The organism is Actinomadura sp. NPDC000929, assembly GCF_040492065.1.
Lineage (GTDB): Bacteria > Actinomycetota > Actinomycetes > Streptosporangiales > Streptosporangiaceae > Spirillospora > Spirillospora verrucosospora.
In genome coordinates, this window is record NZ_JBEUPA010000034.1 from 22,063 (window position 1) to 45,353 (window position 23,291).

Annotated in this window: 17 protein-coding genes; 12 read left to right on the forward strand and 5 right to left on the reverse strand. The window is 73.9% G+C overall.

The window, feature by feature from the left end; translation table 11 throughout:
• Window positions 1-2 precede the first annotated feature (2 nt).
• The gene (locus ABWI04_RS15310) at window positions 3-752 is read left to right on the forward strand and encodes a hypothetical protein (RefSeq protein WP_353832809.1); all 750 of its coding nucleotides are present in this window, start codon (window positions 3-5) and stop codon (window positions 750-752) included.
• A gap of 80 nt (window positions 753-832) precedes the next feature.
• Here the strand turns inward: ABWI04_RS15310 and panB are convergent, their stop codons facing one another.
• Window positions 833-1,684, reverse strand: a complete 852-nt coding sequence (panB, locus tag ABWI04_RS15315) for a 3-methyl-2-oxobutanoate hydroxymethyltransferase (protein ID WP_353832810.1) — start codon at window positions 1,682-1,684, stop codon at window positions 833-835.
• A 153-nt stretch (window positions 1,685-1,837) separates the two neighbouring features.
• On the opposite strand from panB, the gene ABWI04_RS15320 reads away from it, so the two are divergent.
• From ABWI04_RS15320 to ABWI04_RS15330, 3 genes are all read left to right on the forward strand, one after another.
• Entirely contained in the window at window positions 1,838-3,400 is a 1,563-nt protein-coding gene (locus ABWI04_RS15320) for an MFS transporter (protein ID WP_353832811.1), read from the forward strand.
• Between the two features lie 27 nt (window positions 3,401-3,427).
• A complete protein-coding gene (locus ABWI04_RS15325; protein ID WP_345174672.1) occupies window positions 3,428-4,015 on the forward strand; it encodes a TetR/AcrR family transcriptional regulator in 588 nt (195 codons plus the stop codon).
• A gap of 140 nt (window positions 4,016-4,155) precedes the next feature.
• Window positions 4,156-6,276, forward strand: coding sequence for a SpoIIE family protein phosphatase (locus tag ABWI04_RS15330; RefSeq protein ID WP_353832812.1), 2,121 nt, complete (start codon window positions 4,156-4,158; stop codon window positions 6,274-6,276).
• Between the two features lie 177 nt (window positions 6,277-6,453).
• On the opposite strand, the gene ABWI04_RS15335 is transcribed toward ABWI04_RS15330, so the two are convergent.
• Both ABWI04_RS15335 and ABWI04_RS15340 read right to left on the reverse strand, forming a co-directional pair.
• On the reverse strand, window positions 6,454-8,244 hold the full coding sequence (locus ABWI04_RS15335) for an NAD+ synthase (protein ID WP_353832813.1): 1,791 nt from the start codon (window positions 8,242-8,244) through the stop codon (window positions 6,454-6,456).
• A gap of 32 nt (window positions 8,245-8,276) precedes the next feature.
• Complete coding sequence (locus ABWI04_RS15340) at window positions 8,277-9,536, reverse strand: MDR family MFS transporter (RefSeq protein WP_353832814.1); 1,260 nt, start codon at window positions 9,534-9,536, stop codon at window positions 8,277-8,279.
• Between the two features lie 54 nt (window positions 9,537-9,590).
• Between ABWI04_RS15340 and ABWI04_RS15345 the strand changes: the two genes are divergently transcribed.
• Window positions 9,591-10,616, forward strand: a complete 1,026-nt coding sequence (locus ABWI04_RS15345) for an ArsR/SmtB family transcription factor (RefSeq protein ID WP_345174678.1) — start codon at window positions 9,591-9,593, stop codon at window positions 10,614-10,616.
• Here the strand turns inward: ABWI04_RS15345 and ABWI04_RS15350 are convergent.
• Window positions 10,556-11,587, reverse strand: a complete 1,032-nt coding sequence (locus tag ABWI04_RS15350; protein ID WP_345174680.1) for a terpene synthase family protein — start codon at window positions 11,585-11,587, stop codon at window positions 10,556-10,558. The two genes, ABWI04_RS15345 and ABWI04_RS15350, sit on opposite strands and share 61 nt — an antisense overlap.
• 161 nt (window positions 11,588-11,748) lie before the next feature.
• Between ABWI04_RS15350 and ABWI04_RS15355 the strand changes: the two genes are divergently transcribed.
• The 5 genes from ABWI04_RS15355 (at window position 11,749) to ABWI04_RS15375 (ending at window position 18,748) form a co-directional block, all read left to right on the forward strand.
• Window positions 11,749-12,573 (forward strand): substrate-binding periplasmic protein, encoded by an 825-nt coding sequence (locus ABWI04_RS15355; protein WP_345174683.1) that lies wholly within the window; start codon window positions 11,749-11,751, stop codon window positions 12,571-12,573.
• Window positions 12,531-13,400, forward strand: coding sequence for an amino acid ABC transporter permease (locus ABWI04_RS15360; RefSeq protein WP_353832815.1), 870 nt, complete (start codon window positions 12,531-12,533; stop codon window positions 13,398-13,400). Before ABWI04_RS15355 ends, ABWI04_RS15360 begins: the two co-directional genes overlap by 43 nt.
• Window positions 13,397-14,224: an amino acid ABC transporter ATP-binding protein gene (locus tag ABWI04_RS15365; protein ID WP_353832816.1), complete on the forward strand. Its 828-nt coding sequence runs from the start codon at window positions 13,397-13,399 to the stop codon at window positions 14,222-14,224. The genes ABWI04_RS15360 and ABWI04_RS15365 overlap by 4 nt, the downstream gene beginning before the upstream one ends.
• Before the next feature lie 126 nt (window positions 14,225-14,350).
• Window positions 14,351-15,712, forward strand: a complete 1,362-nt coding sequence (glnA2, locus tag ABWI04_RS15370; RefSeq protein WP_345174689.1) for a gamma-glutamylpolyamine synthetase GlnA2 — start codon at window positions 14,351-14,353, stop codon at window positions 15,710-15,712.
• Between the two features lie 27 nt (window positions 15,713-15,739).
• Complete coding sequence (locus ABWI04_RS15375) at window positions 15,740-18,748, forward strand: bifunctional [glutamine synthetase] adenylyltransferase/[glutamine synthetase]-adenylyl-L-tyrosine phosphorylase (protein WP_353832817.1); 3,009 nt, start codon at window positions 15,740-15,742, stop codon at window positions 18,746-18,748.
• Here the strand turns inward: ABWI04_RS15375 and ABWI04_RS15380 are convergent.
• Entirely contained in the window at window positions 18,733-19,590 is an 858-nt protein-coding gene (locus tag ABWI04_RS15380) for a phosphatase PAP2 family protein (RefSeq protein WP_345174693.1), read from the reverse strand. The genes ABWI04_RS15375 and ABWI04_RS15380 overlap by 16 nt on opposite strands.
• A gap of 240 nt (window positions 19,591-19,830) precedes the next feature.
• Between ABWI04_RS15380 and ABWI04_RS15385 the strand changes: the two genes are divergently transcribed.
• Both ABWI04_RS15385 and ABWI04_RS15390 read left to right on the forward strand, forming a co-directional pair.
• Entirely contained in the window at window positions 19,831-21,447 is a 1,617-nt protein-coding gene (locus tag ABWI04_RS15385) for an alpha/beta hydrolase (RefSeq protein ID WP_353832818.1), read from the forward strand.
• 106 nt (window positions 21,448-21,553) lie between these two features.
• Complete coding sequence (locus ABWI04_RS15390) at window positions 21,554-23,290, forward strand: glycoside hydrolase family 3 protein (protein ID WP_353832819.1); 1,737 nt, start codon at window positions 21,554-21,556, stop codon at window positions 23,288-23,290.
• Window position 23,291 lies beyond the last annotated feature (1 nt).

Genomic DNA, 23,291 nt, shown 5'->3' on the forward strand with positions numbered 1-23,291 from the left:
CGATGATCGGATACGTCGTCGCGGTCTCGCTGAGCTGCCTGGTCGGCATCGCCGAGCTGGTCAGCCGGTACCGGGACCGGCCCACCACGCTGGTCCGGGTGCCGAGCACCTGGGCGTACGTGCTGATCAACGGGGGAGCGGGCGCGGGCTCGCTGCTGCTCCTGCACACCTTCGGCTGGCGGTTCGGCGTCCAGTCGCCGCACGTCGCCGAGGCGACGCAGGTGCTCGTGGCGAGCCTCGGCTCGATGATGGTGTTCCGCAGCGCGGTGTTCACCGTCCGGGTCGGCGACGAGGACGTCGCCGTCGGGCCGAGCACGCTGCTGACCTCACTGCTGGCCGCCGCCGACCGGGGCGTCGACCGGATGCAGGCCAAGACCCGCGCGCACGAGGCGGGCGAGATCATGCGGGGCGTCTCGTTCGCCCGGTCGCGGCTCGCGCTGCCGACGTACTGCCTCGGCCTGCTGCAGAACGTCTCCGCCGAGGACCAGGCCGACCTGCGCACGGCCGTGGACGCGCTCGCCGGCAGCGAGATGACCGACGGCCAGATGGCCCTCAACCTCGGGCTGCTGCTGATGAACGTCGCCGGTCCCGACGTGCTGCGCTCCGCCGTGGAGACGCTCCGCGACGAGATCACGGCGGACGGCGCGGCCCCGCGCCGCGTCCCGCCGCCGCGCGACGGCCAGGACCACGAGGGCGGCCGGTCCGGTGCCGGAGCACGGCCCGGGCCTGACCGCTCCGACCCCGACCAGTAGGCGGAAACCACACACGGCCGCGCCGGGGGCGGCGCGGCCGTGCGGGGGTGGGCCTGGTTCGGCGCTGGGGCCCGTGCCCGCTAGTGGTAGGTGTGCTCCGGCGCCGGGTAGGCGCCGCTGACGACCTCGTCGGCGTAGGCGCGGGCCGCCTCGCCGAGCAGGGTGTTCATGTCGGCGAACTTCTTGACGAACTTCGCGGTGTGCGGGGTGAGGCCGGCCATGTCCTGCCAGACGAGGACCTGCGCGTCGGTCTGGTTGCCGCCGCCGATGCCGATCGTCGGGATGGACAGGGACGCGGTGACGCGGGCGGCGAGTTCCTCGGGCACGCATTCGAGGACGACGGAGAACGCGCCCGCCGCCTCCAGCGCCTTGGCGTCGGCCATCAGCTCGTCGCCGTCCTGGCCCCGGCCCTGCACCCGGTAGCCGCCGAACGCGTTCACCGACTGCGGGGTGAGGCCGAGGTGGCCCATCACCGGGATGCCGGCCGCGACCATCGCCTCGGCCTGCGGGATGACGCGGCGCCCGCCCTCCAGTTTGATCGCGTGGGCGCCGGTCTCCTTGAGGAACCGGGTGGCGGCCGTCAGCGCCTCGGTGACGCCCGTCTGGTAGGAGCCGAACGGCAGGTCGGCGACCACCATGGCGCGCTTGGAGCCGCGGACGACGGCCGCGGTGAGCGGAATCAGGTCGTCCACGGTGACGGGGATGGTCGAGTCGTAGCCGTAGACCACCATCGCGGCGGAGTCGCCGACGAGCAGCACGGGGATGCCGGCCTCGTCGAAGATCCGTGCGGTGAGGGCGTCGTAGGCGGTGAGCATCGGCCACTTCTCGTGCCGCTGCTTCGCCGCCGCGATGTCGCGTACGGTCACCCTGCGCCCGCTCGTACCGCCGTAGAGTGCGGTCGGCTGTGCCGGGGATGCGACGGATGAAGACATGCAGAACCTCCGCTGGTCTTGAGGCGCCACTGCGGCGTACCCAGACGAAACCGATGGTGCCACCTGGCCAACGATTCGGGTACCCCTCCCCATTCCAGAATTTTCTCCGCCGGGCCGGGAACAGATTCCGAAACGATACCGTTGCGTATCGACATGGACCCCCAGACGATCCAGCGGCGCCGGTGGTACATCCTCGGCGTCCTGACCATGAGCCTGCTGGTGGTGGTGCTGGACAACACCATCCTCAACGTCGCGCTCAAGACCATCGCCGACCCCGACAAGGGCCTCGGCGCCACGCAGAGCCAGCTCGAATGGGCGATCAACTCCTACACGCTGGTCTTCGCCGGCCTGCTGTTCACCTTCGGCGTGATCGGCGACCGGATCGGCCGCAAGCGCGTGCTCGTCGGCGGCATGGCGGTGTTCGCCCTCGCCTCGCTGGTGTCGGCGTACGCGCAGTCGCCCGAGCAGCTCATCTACGCCCGCGCCCTGATGGGCCTCGGCGGCGCCGCGGTCATGCCGCAGACGCTGTCGATCATCACGAACGTCTTCGAGCCGCACGAGCGCGCCCGCGCCATCGGCATCTGGGCCGGCGCGGTCGGCCTCGGCGTCGCCATCGGCCCGCTCACCGGCGGCCTGCTGCTCGCCCACTTCTGGTGGGGCTCGGTCTTCCTCATCAACGTGCCGGTCATCGCGGTCGGCGTCACGCTGATGGCGTTCCTGGTCCCCGAGTCGCGCAACCCCGCCCCCGGCCGGCTCGACCCGGTCGGCGTGGTGCTGTCGGTCATCGGCCTGGTCGTCCTGTCGTACGGGATCATCCAGGGCGGTGAGAAGGGCGACTGGCTGCAGGCGCCCGTGCTCGGCCCGATCCTCGCCGGCGCCGCCGTCCTCGCCCTGTTCGTGTGGCACGAGGCCCGCATCGCGTCCCCGGCCTTCGACGTCCGGCTGTTCAAGGACGCGCGCATGTCGGCCGCCGTCGCCTCCATCGCGCTGTGCTTCTTCGCCGCCACCGGCGTGTTCTTCTTCGCCAACTTCTACATGCAGTCGGTGCGGGGCCTGACGCCGCTCCAGTCCGGGGCCATGGTGCTGCCGTTCGCCGTCGCGCAGCTCGCCTTCGCCCCGCGCAGCGCCGCGATGGTGCGCCGGTTCGGCGCCAAGGCGGTCTGCACCGTCGGGCTGCTGCTGGTCACCGTCGCGCTGGCGAGCTACCAGTTCGTCGGCGTCCACACCTCCCTGTGGATCCTCGGCGCGATCTTCTTCGTGCAGGGCGTCGGGATGGCCAACGTGATGCCGCCCGCCACCGAGTCGGTCATGTCCGCGCTGCCCCGCGAGAAGGCCGGCGCCGGATCGGCCATCAACAACACCGCCCGCCAGGTCGCGGTCGCGATGGGCGTGGCCGTGCTCGGCTCGGTCGTCGCCTCCGTCTACCGCGGCGACCTGCGCGCCGAGCTCGCCGCGCTGCCCGCCGGCGCGCGGCAGGCCGCCGCCGAGTCGATCGAGGGCGCGCACGCCGTCGCCGCCCGGATGGGCCCCGCCGGGCAGGGCCTCGTCGGCCCCGCCGACGCCGCCTTCGTGCACGCCATGCACGCCGCGTCCGTCGCCGCCGCCGTGGTCTCCCTCATCGGCGCCCTGGTCGTCCTGAAGTGGATGCCGGGACGCGCCGCGGCGGCGTCCGAGCAGGCTCCGGCCGAGCGGCGGCCGGAGAAGGCCGCCGTGTGACGGCCGGTGTGGCAGGGTGAGGGAATCATGACCGGGACCGAGCGGCGGCAGGCGGGGCGGCCGCGCAGCGAGCGCGCCGAGAAGGCCATCGTCGAGGCCACCCTGGACCTGCTGGCCGAGGAGTCGGGGGTGGCGGGCGTCTCCATCGAGGCGGTCGCCGCCCGCGCCGGCGTCGGCAAGACGACGATCTACCGGCGCTGGCCCAGCAAGGAGGCGCTGATCGTGCACGCGCTCGGCGCGGTGAAGGAGCCGCTGCCCGAGCCGTCCGGCGCGTCCGCCCGCGAGGACCTCACCGCGATCGCGCGGCGGTTCGCGGGCGACCGGCACCGCCGGTACTCGCGGTGCTTCTGGAACGTCGTCGGCGGCGCGGAGAAGCACCCCGAGCTGTACGCCCGCTACCGGCAGGAGGTCATCGAGCCGCGGCGGGACGTCATCCGCAGGGTGATCCAGCGCGGGGTCGACTCCGGGGAGCTGCGCCCCGACCTCGACGTGGAGGTCGCGATGTCGCTGCTGCTCGGCTCCCTGACCGCCAAGCGGCCGCAGGAGACGTTCCCCGAGGGGTACGCCGACGCGGTCGTCGACACCCTCCTGCGGGGCATCGAGAGCGCGCGGTAAAGCCGTCCGGAAGCGGACGGCGGGCGGTTTTAGGCGCGGTAAGCGCGATCTTCTCCCCTTACCGCTGGCTCATGCCCCATACTGTCGCTGGGTAGTGCTGAGACGACCGGCTGTCTGGAGCGCGTCAGGTGAGATCCGTCATGGCGCCGCGAGGCGATGCGCCAGCCACCGATTCGGCGTCCCGGACCCTGGTCCTGGGCATCGACGGTGCTCGGCACATCGTGCAGTGCGGCCCGAACGCCAAGGCCGTCCTCGGCCGTGCCCCCGAGGAGCTGATCGGCCGGCCCGCGACCGACCTGGTCGGCGACGAGGCGAAGGCCGAGCTGGAGACCCTCCTGGAGGCCAACGGCGGCGGGCAGGAGCGCAACGGCGTGATGGGCGTGCTGCGCGGCGACGGCGGCGCGCCCGCCGACGCCCTCCTCACCGTGCAGCCGATGCTCGGCGGCGGCCCGGGCGCGGCGCCCGCCGCGCTGCTGTTCATCCGCGTCGAGCTGCCGCCGAGCGAGCGCTACCAGGACCCGGCCCTCATGCGGCGCGCCCTGATGGACGACCCGCTCACCCGGTTCGGCGCCACGCTCGACCTCGACCAGTCCGCCCGCGGTCTCGTCGACGTCGTCGTCCCGCACTTCTGCAACGTCGCGTCGGTGCTGGTGCTGGAGAGCCTGGTCGCCGCCGACGAGGTGCACGCCGAGTCCGGCTCGGCGGTGCTGCGCCGCATCGCGGTCACCTCCGACGACGGCAACCCCGCCTGGACGTCCACGTTCCCCGTCGGCGAGGTGCTCGTCTTCCCGGAGGGCACGCCGTACCGGCAGGTCATGGAGACCGCCCGGCCCGTCCACCTGCCGCACATCGAGGTGGACCGCGCGAGCGAGATCGGCCGCCTGTGGCGGCGCGGCCCGGCGGGCGAGCTGCTGTCGAACGTGTCGATGGTGCTGCTGCCGATGATCGCCCGTGACACGCTGCTCGGCTTCATCGCCTGCACGCGCGTCCCCGGCTTCCGCAAGTTCGACGCCTACGACGTCGAGATCGGCATGGAGTTCGCCGCCCGCGCCGCCATCGTCATCGACAACGCCCGGCGCTACAGCCGCGAGCGGGCGACCGCGCTCGCGCTCCAGCGCAGCCTGCTGCCGATGCGGCTGTCCGCGCCGTCCTCGGTCGAGGTCCGGCACCGCTACCTGCCGGGCAGCAAGCTGGTCGAGGTCGGCGGCGACTGGTACGAGTCGATCGCGCTGCCCGGCGCCCGCGTCGCCCTGATCGTCGGGGACGTCGCCGGGCACGGCGTCCGCGCGGCCGTCACCATGGGGCGGCTGCGCACCGCCCTGCACACGCTCGCGAACCTGGAGCTGCCGCCCGCCGACGCCCTGCACGTCATGCACGAGCTGATGATCGAGCTGGGCGAGCAGGAGCCGCACTTCGCCACCTGCGTCTACGCGGTGTACGACGCGACCAGCGGCACCATCGAGATCGCCTCCGCCGGGCACCTGCCGCCGCTGCTGGCGAGCCCGACCGGCGACAACGAGTACCTGGAGGTCCCGCCCGCGCCGCCGCTCGGCGTCTCGGGCGGCTCGGCCATCGAGAGCCGCGAGTTCCCCGTCGAGGACGGCAGCCTCTTCGTGATCTACACCGACGGCCTGGTCGAGAACCGGGGCCGCGACATCGACGACGGCCTCGCCCGCCTCCAGAAGATCTTCGGCCGCGACTCGGTCGACCGCTCCATGGAGGACCTCGCCAAGACCACCCTCGCGGGCGTCTACGCCGACCAGCACCGCGACGACATCGCCGTCCTGATCGCCCGGCTGCGCCGCCTTCCCCAGGACCGCTACTCCTCCTGGACGCTGCCCGCCGACCCGGCCGCGGTCCGCCGCGCCCGCGGCCTCGTCAGCACCCGTCTGGCGGAATGGGACCTGGAGGACCTCGACTACACCACCGAGCTGCTGGCCTCCGAGCTCATCACCAACGCGCTCCGCTACGCCCACGGCCCGATCGAGCTGCGCCTCCTGCTGGAGCGCACCCTCGTCCTGGAGGTCCTGGACCGCTCCGCCGCCCTTCCGCGCCTGCGCCGCGCCGAGGACGACGACGAGAACGGCCGCGGCCTCCTGGTCGTCAGCCAGCTCGCCCACCGCTGGGGCAGCCGCCGCACCGCCGCGGGCAAGGTCGTCTGGTGCGAGCAGATCGTCCCCGGCGTCGACCCCGACGCCTCGGAGCAGGTCCCCGCCTGGCCCGAAGAGGCCTGGCCCGGCGAACTCCACCACCGCGAATAGCCCAGGGGGAGCGACCCCTTCCCAGGGGGCGACGGGGTGACCTGAGCGAGGGCGCGAGCCGGGCGACCGCAGCGCCACCGGCAAACCCGCACGGACACAGCACGCCCGCACTGTGGCGTGAGGATCGTCCGGCTCGCGACGGGGGTTCCAGGGGGTCGCCCCCCTGGGAAGACACAGCTAGCTCAGCTTCTCGCGCCAGCGGTTGGTGATGGGGAGGCGGCGGTCGCGCCCGAAGTTCTTGGGCGTGATCTTGGGGCCGGGCGGGTACTGGCGGCGCTTGTACTCGGCGATGTCGACGAGGCGGATGGCGCGCTCGACCAGGGCCGGGTCGTGGCCGGCCTCGACGAGGGCGTCGCGGCCCATGTCGCGCTCGACGTAGTCGGTCAGGATGGGGTCCAGGAGGGCGTACTCGGGGAGGCTGTCGCGGTCGCGCTGGTCGGGGCGCAGCTCGGCGGACGGCTCCTTGACGATGATGGCCTCGGGGATGGGCTCCTGCGTGAAGGGGTGCAGGAGCGGCGAGTCCTTGCCCGCCTGGGCGTTGCGCCAGCGGGCGAGGTCCCAGACGGTGAGCTTGAAGACGTCCTTGATGGGGCCGAAGCCTCCCGCGGAGTCGCCGTAGAGGGTGGAGTACCCGGTCGCCAGCTCGCTCTTGTTGCCGCCGGTGAGGACGAGGTGGCCGTCCTCGTTGGACAGGGCCATCCACACGTTGGCGCGGATGCGGGCCTGGAGGTTCTCGGCGGCGAGGCCGTGCAGGTCGAGCTGCTCCTCGAACGCCTCGACCATGCCGGCGATGGGGACGAGGCGCGAGTTGATCCCCTGCCGCTTGACGAGCTCCTCGGCGTCCACGACGGAGCCCTCCGAGGAGTAGCGGCTCGGCAGCAGGACGGCGTGCACGTTCTCCGGGCCGATGGCGTCGGAGGCGATGGTGGCGACGAGCGCCGAGTCGATGCCGCCGGACAGGCCGAGCACGACGGAGCGGAAGCCGTTCTTGCGGACGTAGTCGCGGGTGCCGAGGACGAGCGCCGCGTACACCTCGGCGAGGTCCTCCAGGGGCGGCGCGACCGTGCCCGGCTCGGCGGGGTAGGCGGGCAGCGGGTCGGCGGACAGGACGTGCCGGTCGATGGCGATCGTGGTGCCGTCCTGGGCGTCGACGCGGACGGGGCCCTCGTCGGCGGCGGGGCCGGCGGCCGGGAGGTCGAGGTCGGTGACGAGGAGGTGCTCGACGAACTGGGGGGCGCGCGACAGCGGCGAGCCGTCCGGGCCGACGATGAGCGAGTCGCCGTCGAAGACGAGCTCGTCCTGGCCGCCGACCAGGTTGACGTAGGCGAGCGCGCAGCCGGCCTCGCGGGCGCGGCCGGCGCACAGGTCGAGGCGGACGTCGTCCTTGTCGCGCTCGTAGGGGGAGGCGTTGATCACCAGCAGCAGCCCGGCGCCCGAGGCGCCGGTGGCGCTGACCGGGCCGCCGTCCTGCCAGAGGTCCTCGCAGATGGCGGTGGCGATGTCCACGCCGTGCAGCCGGACGACCGGCAGCCGGTCGCCGCGCGCGAAGATCCGGTACTCGTCGAACACGCCGTAGTTGGGCAGGTGGTGCTTGGCGGAGCGGACGAGCACCTCGCCGCCGTGCAGCCACGCGGCCGCGTTCAGCGGCAGGCCGCCGGCCCGGCCGGAGCGGGCCGCGCCGGCCGGCGGGCAGTCGAGGTAGCCGGTGACGACGGGGAGGTCGCCGAGGCCCTCGTCGGCGAGCCGGCGGGCGAGGCGCAGGAGGGCGTCGCGGGACGCCGCCACGAAGGACGCGCGCAGCGCGAGGTCCTCCACGGGGTAGCCGGTCAGCATCATCTCCGGGAATGCGACGAGGTGCGCGCCCGCCTCGGCGGCGCGGCGCGTCCACGTCACGATCTGGTCGGCGTTGCCGTCGAGGTCGCCGACGGTCGAGTTCACCTGTGCGAGCGCGAGCCTGAGTTGTGCCACGGTCCAAGGGTAGAGCGTCCCGCCCAGTTTCGTCACTTTGACGAGAAGTCGGCGGCGAGCGCGGCGGCGCGCCGCCGCCGGATCGCGGGAGCCAGCGCGAGCTGCGCCGCGGCGGCGCCCAGGGCGAGACCCGCGCAGGTCAGCCACAGCGCGGGCGCCCCTCCGGCGCCGAGCAGCTGGGTGCCGCCGAGGGGCGCCAGCAGGAAGCCGCCCGACCACGCCATCCCGTACAGGCCGCCGTACCGGCCGCGCAGGTCGGCGGGGGCGAGGTCGGCGACCACGGCCTGCAGGACGGACGCGGCGATGATCTCCCCGAGCGTCCACACCAGGATCGTCGCGGTGTAGGCGGCCACGGACGAGGCGAGCGAGGTGAGCCCGTAGCCGGCCCCGACCAGCGCGAAGCCCGCCGCCAGCACCAGGCTGTGGTCGCGCCGCGCCAGCCACGCGTTCACCAGCGGCTGGACGATGATGATCAGCGTGCCGTTCGCCGCGATCGCCAGGCCGTAGGACTGCGGGCCGAGCCCGTCCTCCTTCATGGCGAGCGGCATCGTCGTCATGCCCTGCATGAGCACGAACGTGTAGAAGAGGGTGACCAGCACGTAGCCGACCATGACCCGGTCGCGCAGCACGCGGCCGAACCCGCCCGCCCGCTCGGCGCGGGCCTCGCGGGTCCGCGTCTCCGGGATCGCCCGCCACACGAGCAGGCCGAACGCCGCGCAGGTGAGGGCGTCGATCCAGAACAGCCACAGGAAGCCCTGCTGCGCGAGCGTCCCGCCGAGCACCATGGCGAAGGCCCAGCCGAGGTTGATCGCCCAGAACAGCAGCCCGAACGCGCGCGGGCGCTCGGCCGGGGAGATGATGTCGGCCACCATCGCCTGGGCGGCGGGCCGGTACATGTCCAGGAGCAGGCCGAGCACCAGCGCGGCGGCGAGGATCGCGGCGAGGCCCTGGGCGTAGCCGAGCGCGAGCATGGCCGCGCCGGTGCCGACGGTCGCGAGCGTCAGCGTCGCGCGGCGGCCGATGCGGTCGGCGAGCATGCCGCCCGCGAGCTGCCCGGCGAGCGAGCCCGCGCCGAGCACGGCCATCGTCACGCCGGCCTGGGCCAGCGACAGGCCGCGCATGGTCGTCAGGTAGAGGCCGAGGAACGGCTCGACCATGGTCCCGAGGCGGTTGAGCAGGGTGCCCGCCCACAGCACCCAGAAGGGCCGGGGGAAGCCGCCCACCCGGGGGCGGAGGAAAGCCGCGAACCTGCCGGGAGCGGGACCGATGGGAGGTTCTTCCAGAAGGGTCACGTGACGATGGTGGAGGCGGCCCGCGCTCCGAGATAATCATTTAGCCTGGGCTAAATGATCGAGTTCGTGCTCGCGCCGGACGACGTGGCGCGGGTCCGGTTCGCGTTCTCGCCGCTGTGGGAGATGGTGCGCAGCCTGCGGGTGCTCGCCGACCCGTCCGGCCACGCGCTCCATCTGCCGTGGGTGCGCACCGTCCGGCCCCGCCTGCGCGGTCTCGGCTTCGAGCCGCTGCTGGACGTCGTCCTGCCCGCCGGATACATCCCGGACTTCCTCACCCCGCCGCCGCGCACGCCGCTGCCCGACCTCGGCGCGGAGATCGCGACCGTCCGCGCCACGCCGCCCGAGGTCGTCGCCGCCGAGCTCAGCTGGGCCGCGCCCGGCGCCCCGCCCCGGCCCACCCGCCGCGCCATGGCCGCCGACCCCGAACGCACCCGGGACGACCTCGCCGACCTGCTCGAACGGTACTGGGAGGTGGCCGTGGAGCCGTTCTGGCCGCGCATCCGCGACCTGCTGGAGGGGGAGGTCCTGCGCCGCAGCGGCGCGCTCGCCGCCGAGGGCGCCGAGGGCGTGTTCGGCGACCTGCACGAGGCGGTCTCCTGGCGTGCCGGGACGCTCTCCGTCGACCGCCACTGGCACTTCCGCGGCGAGCTCGCCGGGCGCGGCATCCTGCTCGTCCCGAGCGCGTACGTGTGGCCGAACGTGTCGGTGATGGTGCCGCCCTACCAGCCGATGGTCAGCTACCCGCCGCGCGGCGCGGCGACGCTGTGGGAGACCGGGCCGCCGGACGAGCCGCGCGCCGGCGCCCTGGCCGCGCTGATCGGACGCCGCCGCGCCGAGCTGCTCACGGCCCTCGCCACGCCCGCGTCCACCACCGACCTCGCCAGGCGGACGGGCGTGACCGCTGGGGCCGTCAGCCAGCACCTGGGCGTCCTGCGCGCCTGCGGCCTCGTCACCGGGCACCGCATGGGCCGCCGCGTCCTGTACGTCCGCACCCCGGCCGGGGACGCCCTCGCCGGGGCTCAGCGCAGCGACGCGAGCGCGTCCAGGCGCGGCGGGGCGGGGGAGGCCTCCGGTCCGTAGCGGCCGGACTCGGCGAGCCAGTCCATGTGCGCGCGCGGCGTGTCCAGCAGGACCTTGACGACCTGCGCGGCGGCGGCGCGCTGCGCGACCGTCAGGTCCAGCCGGTCGAGCATCTCCGGCAGCCTGCGCGCCGCCGTCCACGCCTCCTCCAGCCGGTCGGCGATCCGCTCGGCGACCAGGTGGGCCGCCCGCGCCTCGTCCATCCCGTGCGCCCTGGCGAGGACGGCGGGCAGGTCGTGCACGTCGCCGCGCGCGGCCTCCAGGTCGTGCGAGGCCAGGTCGTTGGCCCACGCGACCGCGTCGGCGACGCCGTCGGCGAGGGTCTTCCAGCGGGGCGTGCGCAGCAGCCGCGCCGGCAGCTCGACGCCGAGGACGGCCTCCACCAGGTCGAACAGGAACGGGCCGCAGGCCCGCCGGCGCAGCGCCGGGTACTCCTGCTCGGTCGGGACGTGGCTGATCCGCCGGTTGACGGCCTCCTCGGCGCAGCCGTCGCGGTGCGCCTCCAGGTGCAGCATGAACCGCCGGCGCCAGTCGCGGCTCATGTCCTTGGACGTGGCGTGCCACAGCTCCACCAGCGCCGCCTCCAGCGGCCGGGCGCCGGGCCGGGCGTGGCCGCGCCGCATCGCGCGCAGCAGGTCGTCGTACAGCCCGTGCACGGCGCTGCCGCTGTCGGCGAGCGGCGGGTGGTCGAGCGTGTCGTCCAGCGCGAGGGTCCAGGTCAGCCAGCGGGCGAACAGGTCCACGGCGGCCAGGTCGGCGGACGGCAGGACGCGGGCGGCGAGCCGCTCGCAGCGCGCCCGGCCGAGCGGGGAGGTGTCCGGATCTCCGAGCACCAGCCCGCGGCCGCGTGCCCAGGCCTCCACCTGCGCGCACAGCTGCCACGACTCCGGGTGCATGGCCGACGGGGTGGCCAGCGCGGTCACCCGGTCGGTCATCGAGAGAAGAAGTGAGATGTCCACGACGCGATCCACGCTAACGATCACCTTGCCGGACGACCATGATCGCCACGTCAATTTCCGGGAAACGGATATCCGGGGACGGTCATGGGCGAGTCAGCCGCCCGCCCCCTGCCCCCGGCCGGGGGGACGTGCGATAGTGCGGTGATCGGAAGCGAGCACGATCAGGAGGAAACGTGTCGAGACGGACGACGCTCCGGGCCTTCGGCGCGGGGCTCGCGGCCCTGGCGCTGACGGCGTCGGCGTGCGGCGGTGACAAGGGCGCGACGGTGCAGGGCGTGAAGCTCATCGAGAAGGGCGCGCTCACCTCGTGCACGCACCTGCCCTACCCGCCCTTCCAGTCGGAGGACAAGAAGTCGGGCAAGGTCGTGGGCTTCGACGTCGAGCTCATCGACCTCGTCGCCAAGCGGCTCGGCGTCACCCAGAAGATCGTCGACACCCCGTTCGAGACGATGAAGACGGGTTCGGCGCTGAACGCCGGCAAGTGCGACATCCAGATGGGCGGCATGACGATCAAGCCCGACCGGGTGAAGTTCATGGACGTCTCCAGCCCCTACTTCGACGCCACGCAGTCGCTGATGGCGAAGAAGGGCAGCGGGATCACCGCGCTCGACGACGTCAAGGCCAGGAAGCTCAAGCTCGGCTCGCAGGCGAGCACGACCGGTGAGGACTTCGTCAAGGGCAAGGGCTTCGACCCGCGCTCGTTCGACAACTCCAACGCCGAGCTGAACGGCCTGCGCACCGGCCAGGTCGACGTGATCGTGCAGGACGACCCGGTCGTCAAGGGCTGGCTGAAGGACCCGGCGAACGCCGGCTTCGAGATCGCCGCCAACCTGAACACGGGCGAGCAGTACGGGTTCTGGATGCGCAAGGGCCACAACCCCGAGCTGGTGAAGATCACCAACGACGTGATCGCGAAGGCGCGGGCGGACGGCTCCTACAAGCGGATCTACGAGAAGTGGATCGGTCCGATGCCGCCCAGCGCCGGCGGCGGCTCGTGACCGCCGAACCGGCGGGTGCGGCGGCGCCGGGCGGGCTGACCCGCCGGCGCCGCCGGCAGCTCTCCCTCGGCGGCCAGTACGGGATCTTCGTGGTCGTCGTGGTGCTGCTGCTGGCGCTCGCCGACTGGGGGACCCTGCGGCTCAACTTCGCCAACTGGGAGGTCGCCAAGAGCCTGTTCCCCGACATCATCACGGTCGGGCTGCGCAACACCGCCCTCTACACCGCGGTCGGGTTCGGGATCGGCCTCGGCGGCGGGCTGGTCGTCGCGCTGATGCGGCTGTCGTCGGTGCCCCCGTACCGGTGGTTCGCCACCGCCTACATCGAGATCTTCCGCGGCCTGCCGCTCCTGCTGATCTTCATCTTCGTGGGCGTCGGCGTGCCGCTGGCCTTCCCGGGCACCAACATCCCCGGCGGCGCCGCCGGGCAGGCGGGACTGGCCCTCGGCCTCGCCGCGACCGCCTACATGGCCGAGACGATCCGGGCCGGGATCGAGGCCGTCCCGAAGGGGCAGCTGGAGGCGGCGCGGTCGCTCGGCATGTCGCACACCCGCGCGATGCGCTCGATCGTCATCCCGCAGGCGTTCCGGATCATCATCCCGCCGCTCACCAACGAGCTGGTGCTGCTCTGCAAGGACTCCTCGCTGGTGCTGTTCCTCGGCATCACGCTCGAACAGCGGGAGCTCACGAAGTTCGGCCGCGACCTCGCGGGCGAGCAGGGCAACACCACCCCGATCATCGTGGCGGGGATCTGCTATCTGCTCATCACGATCCCGCTGAGCCTGCTGGCCCGGCGGCTGGAGGCGCGGCAGCGCAGGGGGCGGCGATGACGAGCCTTGCCAAGGACACCGGGGCCCCGGCGGCCATCGAGATCAGCGGCCTCCACAAGTCGTTCGGGGCGAACGAGGTGCTGCGCGGCATCGACTTCCACGTCGGGGCCGGCGAGGTCGTCTGCGTGATCGGCCCGTCCGGGTCCGGCAAGTCGACGCTGCTGCGCTGCGTCAACCTGCTGGAGGAGCCCTCCTCCGGGAGGGTCCGGGTCGCGGGCGCCGACGTCACCGACCCCGAGGTCGACATCGACGCCGTCCGCCGCCGGATCGGCATGGTCTTCCAGGCGTTCAACCTCTTCCCGCACCTGACCGCGCTCGGCAACGTCATGATCGCCCAGCGGAAGGTGCTGCGGCGGGGCAGGGCGGAGGCCGAGCGGATCGCCCGGGAGAACCTGGAGCGGGTCGGGCTGGCCGACAAGGTCGACGCCTACCCGGCGCAGCTGTCGGGCGGACAGCAGCAGCGCGTGGCCATCGCCCGCGCGCTCGCGATGGGCCCGGAGGTGATGCTGTTCGACGAGCCGACGTCCGCGCTGGACCCCGAGCTGGTCGGGGACGTCCTCGGCGTCATGCGCGGCCTCGCGGAGGCGGGGATGACGATGCTCGTCGTCACCCACGAGATGAGCTTCGCCCGGGAGGCGGCCGACCGGGTGGTGTTCATGGACGGCGGCGTGGTCGTGGAGGAGGGCCCGCCCGACCAGGTGATCGGGGCGCCCGCGCACGAGCGGACCCGGACCTTCCTTTCGCGCGTCCTCGACCCGGCCGCCGCGCGGATCGAGGACGGTCCGCCGTCGGATATGTTCCGATCACCGGCCCCGGACGCGTAACGTCGCGGTAACAGCGTCCGGGCATACTGCAGATACAGCCGGACCGGCTCAGCGCGGCCGGCATGCCGGGCCCGCGTCGCCGACGAACGCAGTCTCGCCGACAGGGCAGTACCGAGGGAGAGGGCATTGGACCGTCAGCAGGAGTTCGTGCTCCGCACGCTTGAGGAGCGCGACATCCGCTTCATCCGGCTGTGGTTCACCGACGTGCTCGGGTTCCTGAAGTCGGTGGCCGTCGCCCCCGCCGAACTGGAGGGCGCCTTCGGCGAGGGCATCGGCTTCGACGGCTCGGCGATCGAGGGCTTCGCCCGGGTGTACGAGGCCGACATGATCGCCAAACCGGACCCGTCCACCTTCCAGGTGCTGCCCTGGCGGTCGGAGTCCCCGGGCGTCGGCCGCATGTTCTGCGACATCCTCATGCCGGACGGGGCGCCGAGCTTCGCCGACCCCCGCTACGTCCTCAAGCGCTCCCTGGCGCGGGCCGCCGACCTCGGGTTCACCTTCTACACCCACCCCGAGATCGAGTTCTTCCTCTTCAACGACAAGCCGGAGGACGGCCGCGAGCCCGAGCCGGCCGACGCGGGCGGCTACTTCGACCACACCCCGCACAGCGCCGCGCACGACTTCCGGCGCAACGCCATCACCATGCTGGAGGCGATGGGGATCTCGGTGGAGTACAGCCACCACGAGGGCGCCCCCGGCCAGCAGGAGATCGACCTCCGGTACGCCGACGCGCTCACCACCGCCGACAACATCATGACGTTCCGGCTGGTCATGAAGGAGGTCGCGCTGGAGCAGGGCGTGCACGCCTCCTTCATGCCGAAGCCGTTCACCGAGCACCCCGGCTCGGGCATGCACACCCACATGTCGCTGTTCGAGGGCGACCGCAACGCCTTCTACGAGCCGGGCGCGGAGTACAAACTGTCCAAGGCGGGGCGGGCGTTCATCGCCGGGCTGCTGCGGCACTCCGCGGAGATCACCGCGGTGTGCAACCAGTGGGTCAACTCCTACAAGCGGCTGTGGGGCAACGTCGGCTCCGCGGCGGGCCTGGGCGGAGAGGCCCCGTCCTACATCTGCTGGGGGCACAACAACCGGTCCGCGCTGGTCCGCGTCCCCATGTACAAGCCGCACAAGGGCCACTCGACCCGCATCGAGTTCCGGTCGCTGGACACCGCCGCCAACCCCTACCTGGCGTTCGCGGCGATCCTCGGCGCCGGGCTCAAGGGGATCGAGGAGGGCTACGAGCTGCCGCCGGGCGCCGAGGACGACGTCTGGGCCCTCACCGTGGCCGAGCGGCGCGCCCTCGGCATCGAGCCGCTGCCGCAGAACCTGGACGAGGCCATCCGCGCGATGGAGCGCAGCGAGCTGATGGCCGACGTCCTCGGCGAGCACGTCTTCGACTTCTTCCTGCGCAACAAGCGCCAGGAGTGGGAGGACTACCGCCGCCAGGTGACCGAATTCGAGCGGAAGCGGCTCCTGGCCGTCCTCTGAGGCCCGCTCCGGATTACGGTTGGTCCTGTGACCGAGTCCTGGACTTCCGACCGCCGTCCCTCGCTCGCCGGACGCCTGGCGCGGCTCGGGTTCACCCACGCGGCGCGGGCGGAGCGGCTGCTCGCGGAGGCCGAGCGGGACGGCGCGGGGCCCGGCGACGCCCTGCTCGACGCCCTCGGCGGCACCGCCGACCCCGACCTCGCCCTGGACGGTCTGCTGCGCCTGCTGCCCGCCGCCGGCGGCGAGCTGCGCGCGGTGCTGGCCGCCGAGCCGGGGACGCGGGAGCGGCTGACCGCGGTGCTCGGGGTGAGCGCGGCGCTCGGCGACCACCTGGCGCGGCACCCTGACCACTGGCGCGTGCTGCGCGACGGCGTCGCGGGCCCGCTCGGAAGCCCCCGCACCGACCTGCTGGCCGCCGTGGGCGCCGATCCGGCGGCGCCGGAGCCGGTGGCCCTCGGCGAGGACGCGCTCGTCGCGCTCCGCGTCGCCTACCGTCGCCGCCTCCTGGCGCTGGCGGGACGCGACCTGATCGGCGCGGCGGACGTCGCGGAGGTCGCCGCCGAACTGGCCGACCTCGCCGCCGCCGCGCTGGAGGCCGGCCTCGCCGTCGCCCGCGCCGAGGTCCCCGGGCACGAGGCGTGCCGGCTCGCCGTGATCGGCATGGGCAAGTGCGGGGGCCGCGAGCTCAACTACGTCAGCGACGTCGACGTGGTCTTCGTGGCGGAAGCGCGGGACGGGCAGGACGAGGACGCCGCGCTGCGCACCGCCACCCGGCTGGCGTCGGCGATGATGCGGGCCTGCTCGGCCACGACCGAGGAGGGCGCGCTGTGGGAGGTGGACGCGGCGCTGCGCCCCGAGGGCCGGTCCGGGCCGCTGGTGCGGACGCTCGCCAGCCACCGCGCCTACTACGAGCGGTGGGCCAAGACGTGGGAGTTCCAGGCGCTGCTGAAGGCCCGTCCCGTCGCGGGCGACGCCGACCTCGGCGCCCGCTACCTCGACACGATCACCCCGATCGTGTGGAAGGCGGGCGAGGGCGAGGGCTTCGTCGAGGACGTCCAGGACATGCGGCGCCGCGTCGAGGCCGACCTGAACCAGCGCACCGCCGACTCCGAGCGGCAGCTCAAGCTCGGGCCGGGCGGGCTGCGCGACGTCGAGTTCGCGGTCCAGCTGCTCCAGCTCGTCCACGGCCGCGCCGACGAGACGCTCCGCAGCCCGACGACGCTGGACGCCCTGGCCGACCTGTCCCGGGGCGGCTACGTCGCGCGCGACGACGCGGCGGCGCTGGCGTCGGCGTACCGGTTCCTGCGGCGCGTGGAGCACCTCGTCCAGCTGCACCGGCTGCGCCGCACCCACCTCGTCCCGGACGACGAGGCCGGCCTGCGCCGCCTCGGCCGCGCCCTCGGCCTGCGCACCGACCCGGTGGGGGAGTTCACCGCGCTGTGGCGGCGGCACGCCCGGGAGGTCCGCCGCATCCACGAGAAGCTGTTCTACCGGCCGCTGCTGCGGGCCGTCGCGCGGCTGCCCGGGGAGGAGGCCCGGCTCACCCCGGAGGCGGCCCGGGTCCGGCTGGAGGCGCTCGGGTACGCCGACCCGGCGGGCGCGCTTCGGCACATCGAGGCGCTGACGGCGGGCGTGTCGCGGCGGGCCGCGATCCAGCGGACGCTGCTGCCGGTCATGCTCGGCTGGTTCGCCGACGCGCCCGACCCCGACGCGGGCCTGCTCGGGTTCCGGCAGGTCAGCGACGCCCTCGGGACCACGCCCTGGTACCTGCGGCTGCTGCGCGACGAGGTGACCGTCGCCGAGCGGATGGCGTGGGTGCTCGGCTCCAGCCGCTACGCCACCGACCTGCTGCTGCGCGCCCCCGAGGCGGTGGCCCTGCTGGGCAGCGACACGGGCCTGGCCCCGCGCCCGCAGGAGGCGCTGCGCACGGAGGCGCTCGCCGCCGTCCGCCGCCACAGGGAGGGGGGCGGCGACCGCCCCGCCGAGGAGGCGGCCGGCGTGGTGCGGGCGCTGCGGCGCCGCGAGCTGTTCCGCGTGGCCGTCGCCGACCTGCTCGGCCTCGTGGACGTCCGGGAGGTGGGGGAGGCCCTCACCGGCATCTCCGCCGTCACCGTCGAGGCCGCGCTCCAGGTCGCCGTCAACAAGATCGAGATGGAGTCGCGCGGGCCGCTGCCGACCCGGGTGGCGGTCGTCGCGATGGGCCGGTTCGGCGGGCACGAGCTCGGCTACGGCAGCGACGCCGACGTGATGTTCGTCCACGACCCGCTGCCCGGCGCGGACGAGCGCGCCGCCGGGCGGGCCGCGCACGCCGTCGCCGAGGAGCTGCGCCGCCTCCTCGCCCTGCCCGCCCCCGACCCGCCGCTGGTGATCGACCCGAACCTGCGCCCCGAGGGGCGGCAGGGGCCGCTCGTGCGCACGCTCGCGTCCTATGCCGCCTACTACGCGCGCTGGTCGGAGCCCTGGGAGGCGCAGGCGCTGCTGCGCGCCGACCCGATGATCGGCGATCCGGGGCTGTGCGAGCGGTTCCGCGCGCTGATCGATCCCGTCCGCTGGCCGGAGGACGGCATCGGCGAGGACGCCGTCCGGCAGATCCGGCGGCTGAAGGCGCGGATGGAGTCCGAACGGCTCCCGCGCGGCGTCGAGCGGCGCCTGCACACCAAGCTCGGGCCGGGCGGGCTGGCGGACGTGGAGTGGGTCGCGCAGCTGCTCCAGCTCCGGTACGCCCACGAGGTCCCGGCGCTGCGCACCACCCGGACGCTGGACGCGCTGGACGCCGCGGTCAAGGCCCGCCTCCTGGACGCCGAGGACGCCGAGATCCTGGCCGAGGCGTGGTGCATGGCCACCCGGGTCCGGGGGGCGCTCATGCTGGTGCGGGGCCGCGCGTCCGACCTGCTGCCGACCGAGCACCACCGCGAGCGCAGCTCCGTCGCCCGCGTCCTCGGCTACCCCGGGACGGGCGACCTCCTGGAGGACTACCGCAGGCACGCCCGCCGCGCCCGCACCGTCGTGGACCGGGTGTTCTACGGAGCCGAGTGAACCCCGGAGCCTTCCGTCCGCCGGCCGGACCGCTGGTGGAACCGGTGCATCACGCGGGCCCGGGCGAGGAGGAGGGGCGCGGGGCAGCGCGTGTAGAGGATCCACGAGACCCACAGCGCGCCGCCGATGAGCGCCATGCCCGCCACCGCGTCCAGCACGTAGTGGTTGGCGGTGGACAGGATCACGATCACTGTGGTCGCGGGGTAGAGCACGCCGAGCAGCTTGGCCCAGTTCTGCGACGCCAGCCTGACCAGCACCAGCCCGCACCACAGCGACCATCCGGCGTGCATGGACGGCATGGCCGCGTACTGGTTGGTCAGGCTTCCGGACGCGTCGCTGGCGTACAGGCCGAGCGAGTGCAGCGCGGTCACCGGGTCGACGAAGCCCTCGCTGTGCAGGAACCTCGGCGGCGCCAGCGGGTACAGCCAGAAGCCGATCAGCGCCACACCCGTGGCGACCATGATGGACGTGCGGAGCCACCGGTAGTGCTGCGGCCGGTAGCGGTACAGCCACACGACGATGGCGAGCGTCACGATGAAGTGCATCGTGGCGTAGAAGACGTTCGCGGTCCGCGCCAGCCACGGCACGGTCAGCAGCGTCTGGTTGAGGTGCAGCTCGACGTCCAGCCCCAGGAAGCGTTCGGCGCGCAGGATCTCGTCGGCGTGCGCGAACGCCGGCCCGGTGCCGTCCTGAACCAGGACGATCCGCGTCAGCGTATAGCCGGTGTAGAACAGGACGACCAGCAGCAGTTCGCGCCATACGGGGGGCGCGGTGACCCGGCGCCGGATTCCGGTGGCGCCGGCCTCGCTTCTGCGGGCCGCTGGGGGGGCGGATTGAGCCATGCTACCTATCTTTGCCGTCGGGTTCCTGAATGAGATCACCGCGACGAATGGTCTTCATCTCAGACCTGAGTAGTACGACCCTGATGCGGTATCCGGACTTTCGGGGGAGGGCCTCGGGGACAGCGGGGGTATCCCCGCGCCGCCGGCCCCCCTGGCGGAGCCCGACGGGTTGATCAGGAGTCAGCATAGAGGGCCATGGGTAGGTCCCGATCGCTTCAGGCGATGCGATCGGAGGGACGAATGGCCAGGTACCGGGGGATCACTGGCGTGGTGCCGGCGGGCGCCGCGACTCTGGCCGCCTTAACGCTCCTCTCCCTCTCGGGAGGGACGGGCGTCGCGCGCTCGTCACCCGGTGGAGCCCGTGCGGCGTCCGCCACCGCCACCGCGCCCGCGGCGGGCCACGCCCCGGGCGCGGCGACCCCCGCCCCGGCGGGAGCCGTCCCCCGGCTGTCATGGGGACGCTGCACCGGCCTGCCGTCCCCGCCGCCCAAGAGCAAGCCGCCCCGCGGGCTCCGCTGCGCGGCGCTCCCGGTGCCGCTCGACCACGCCCGGCCGTCCGGCGAGAAGATCGAACTCGCGCTGATCAAGGTGCCGGCGACCGACCCGCGCCGGCGCATCGGCTCGCTGGTGTTCAACTTCGGCGGCCCCGGCGGGGAGGGCGTCGACACGCTCGCGCAGGCCGCGGACCAGTACGCCGACCTGCGCGCCCGCTACGACCTGATCGGCCTCGACCCGCGCGGCGTCGGCCGCAGCAGCCCGGTGACCTGCGTGGACGACCGCCGCATGGACGCTCTCGCCGCCCTGGACGACAGCCCCGACACCGCCGCCGAGGAGCGGGCGTACGCGGCCGGCCGCGCCGACTACGTGCGCCGGTGCGAGGCGCGGTCGGGGCGGCTGCTGCCGCACGTCGGCACCGCCGACGCCGCCCGCGACCTCGACCTGGTCCGCGCCGCCGTCGGCGACGAGCGGCTGCACTACTTCGGCATCTCCTACGGCACCTGGCTCGGCGGCAACTACGCGCACCAGTTCCCCGCCAGGGTGGGGCGGGCCGTCCTCGACGGGGCCGTCGACACCAGGCTCGGCAGCGCGGACCTGGCCCTCCAGCAGGCGGCCGCGTTCCAGCGCGCGCTCGGCGGCTTCGGCGCCGCCTGCGCGCGGCTCGGAAAGAAGGCATGCCCCCTCGGGACCGACGGCCCGTCCGTCGTGGCGTCCGTCGGCCGGTTCCTGGCGGGGCTCGACCGGCGCCCGCTCCGCACGCAGTCCGGGCGCGGGCTCACCCAGAGCCTCGGCACGACCGGCGTCGCCGCCGCGCTCTACTCCCGGGACGCCTGGCCGTACCTGGCCCAGGGCCTGGTCGACGCGGTGAAGCGCCGCGACGGGTCGCTGCTGCTGATGCTCGCCGACGCCCAGAACGGGCGGCGGCGGGACGGCACCTACAGCAACCTCTCCGCCGCCAACACCGCCATCACCTGCGCCGACGGCGCCGACCGGCCCACCGCGAGCGACGTGCGGCGGCTGCTGCCGCGGTTCCGCGAGGCCTCGCCGATCTTCGGGGCGTCGCTGGCGTGGGGCCTTCTGCAGTGCACGGGCTGGCCGGTGCAGGGCGACCCCGCCGCCCGCGAGGTGTCCGCCCCGTCCGCCGAGCCGATCCTCGTCGTCGGCAACACCGGAGACCCCGCCACCCCGTACGCGTGGGCGTCCGCGCTGACGGAGGCGCTCGGCGGCCGGGCCACCCTCCTCACGCTCAGGGGAGAGGGGCACGGCTCCTACGACACCGGCGACCCCTGCGTCCGAAAGGCCGTGCACGCCTACCTCCTGGACGGCGCGGTCCCCGCCGCGGGCGCCACCTGCGGTTAGCGGAAGGCGGGCCCGCTCACCCGCGCCGATCTCGTCAACATCTGCCCCTTGAACCGGCCGCCGGTTCGGACTGGTCTAGACCGCGACGCCTATCGAGGGAGGCCGGATGAACGGCGGCCGGACCATCACGTCCGTCCTCACGATCGCGGCGCTCGGGCTCGCGCTCGCCCCGCCCGCCCGGGCCCGCGCGCAGGCGCCGCCGGGGCGCGGCTGCGACCCCGGCGCGATCCTCGCCCGGATGACCGACGCCGAGAAGATCGGCCAGCTGGTCATGGCGGTCACCGAGGACGGCCCGGACGGCATGCCGTCCGAGCGGACCCGCCGCGCCGTCCAGGACCTGAAGATCGGCTCGGTCATCACCTCCGAGCCGCGCACGCCGGGCATCGCCGCCCGCTACGCCGACCGGCTCCAGCGCTGGGCGCGGGACACCCCGTCCCGCCTGCCGCTGCTCGTCTCCGGCGACTTCGAGTTCGGGACGACCCACAACGTCCGCGAGGGCACCACCCCGCTGCCGAACGCCATGGGGCTCGGCGCCGCCCGCGACCCGGCGCAGGCCCGCGACGCGGCGGCCGTCACGGCCGCCGAGGCCCGCGCGATGGGCTTCCACTGGAACTACGCGCCCGTCGCCGACGTCAACACCAACCCCGCCAACCCGATCATCGGCGTCCGGTCCTTCGGGGAGCGCGCCGACCTGGTCGGCGGGCTCGTCGAGACGCAGGTCCGCGCCTACCGGCGGGCCGGGATGATCGCGACGCCGAAGCACTTCCCGGGCCACGGGGACACCGAGACCGACAGCCACCTCGGCCTGCCGTCGGTGACCTACGACCGCGCGACGCTCGACCGCGTCCACCTGCCCCCGTTCCGCCGGGCCGTCGCGGCCGGCGCCGACGCGATCATGACGGCGCACGTGGTGGTGAAGGCCGTCGACCCCGACCTGCCCGCGACGCTGTCGGAGAAGGTGCTGACCGGCCTGCTGCGGCGGGACATGGGGTTCGGCGGCGTCATCGTCACCGACGCCATGGACATGGACGCGATCGACAGGAACTGGGGCACCCGCGAGGCCACCGTGATGGCGGTCCGGGCGGGCGCCGACGTCGTCATGTCGACCGGCGACTACGCGGCCCAGGCGCAGGCCGTGGACGCCCTGCGCGACGCCCTGCGCGACGGGACGCTGAGCCGGGCGCGGGTCGACGCGTCCGTCCGCCGCGTCCTCGGCCTGAAGTGCCGGTACCGCGTGTTCGACCACCGCTACGCCGACCCCGCGGCCGCCGAGCGGATCTCCGGCAACCCCGCCTTCCTGCGGCGGGCCCTGGCGATGGGCGTCGCAGCCACGACGCTGGTGCGCAACGAGGACGGAGTGCTCCCGTTCGATCCCGCCTCGAACGCGCGGACACTGGTCGCGGGCGTGGTGCAGACCGGGGAGTTCGCGAACGAGGTGGCCGCGGTCGCCCGCGGCCCCGTGACGAGCTGGCAGGCCGCGACCACCGACCCCACCGACGCCGAGATCGCCGAGGCCGTCCGCCGAGCCCGCGCCGCCGACCGGATCCTCGTCGCCACCTACTCCTCGGGGACGCTGCCGGAAGGGCAGGCGCGGCTCGTCCGGGCGCTGCGGGCCACGGGCCGGCCCGTCGCGGCCGTGGCGACCGGCCTGCCGTACGACATCGCCTCGTACCCGTCCGTCCGCGCCTACCTGGCGACCTACGGGACGACCGCGCGGACCCGGCGCGTCGACCTGACGATGCACAGGGCCGCCGCCCGCGTCGTCTTCGGCGCGCAGCCGGGCGGGCGCCTGCCGGTCACGATCAAGGGCCTGTACCCCTACGGGCACGGCCTGCGCTACTGAA

What these genes read in the sequence shown, in the direction of transcription:
- ABWI04_RS15320 (WP_353832811.1), top strand. Translation starts at nt 1,838, where the DNA reads ATGGACCCCCAGACGATCCAGCGGCGCCGGTGGTACATCCTCGGCGTC.
- ABWI04_RS15385 (WP_353832818.1), top strand. Translation starts at nt 19,831, where the DNA reads ATGGCCAGGTACCGGGGGATCACTGGCGTGGTGCCGGCGGGCGCCGCG.
- ABWI04_RS15345 (WP_345174678.1), top strand. Translation starts at nt 9,591, where the DNA reads ATGATCGAGTTCGTGCTCGCGCCGGACGACGTGGCGCGGGTCCGGTTC.
- ABWI04_RS15380 (WP_345174693.1), bottom strand. Translation starts at nt 19,590, where the DNA reads ATGGCTCAATCCGCCCCCCCAGCGGCCCGCAGAAGCGAGGCCGGCGCC.
- ABWI04_RS15365 (WP_353832816.1), top strand. Translation starts at nt 13,397, where the DNA reads ATGACGAGCCTTGCCAAGGACACCGGGGCCCCGGCGGCCATCGAGATC.
- ABWI04_RS15325 (WP_345174672.1), top strand. Translation starts at nt 3,428, where the DNA reads ATGACCGGGACCGAGCGGCGGCAGGCGGGGCGGCCGCGCAGCGAGCGC.
- panB (WP_353832810.1), bottom strand. Translation starts at nt 1,684, where the DNA reads ATGTCTTCATCCGTCGCATCCCCGGCACAGCCGACCGCACTCTACGGC.
- ABWI04_RS15330 (WP_353832812.1), top strand. Translation starts at nt 4,156, where the DNA reads ATGGCGCCGCGAGGCGATGCGCCAGCCACCGATTCGGCGTCCCGGACC.
- ABWI04_RS15390 (WP_353832819.1), top strand. Translation starts at nt 21,554, where the DNA reads ATGAACGGCGGCCGGACCATCACGTCCGTCCTCACGATCGCGGCGCTC.
- ABWI04_RS15310 (WP_353832809.1), top strand. Translation starts at nt 3, where the DNA reads ATGATCGGATACGTCGTCGCGGTCTCGCTGAGCTGCCTGGTCGGCATC.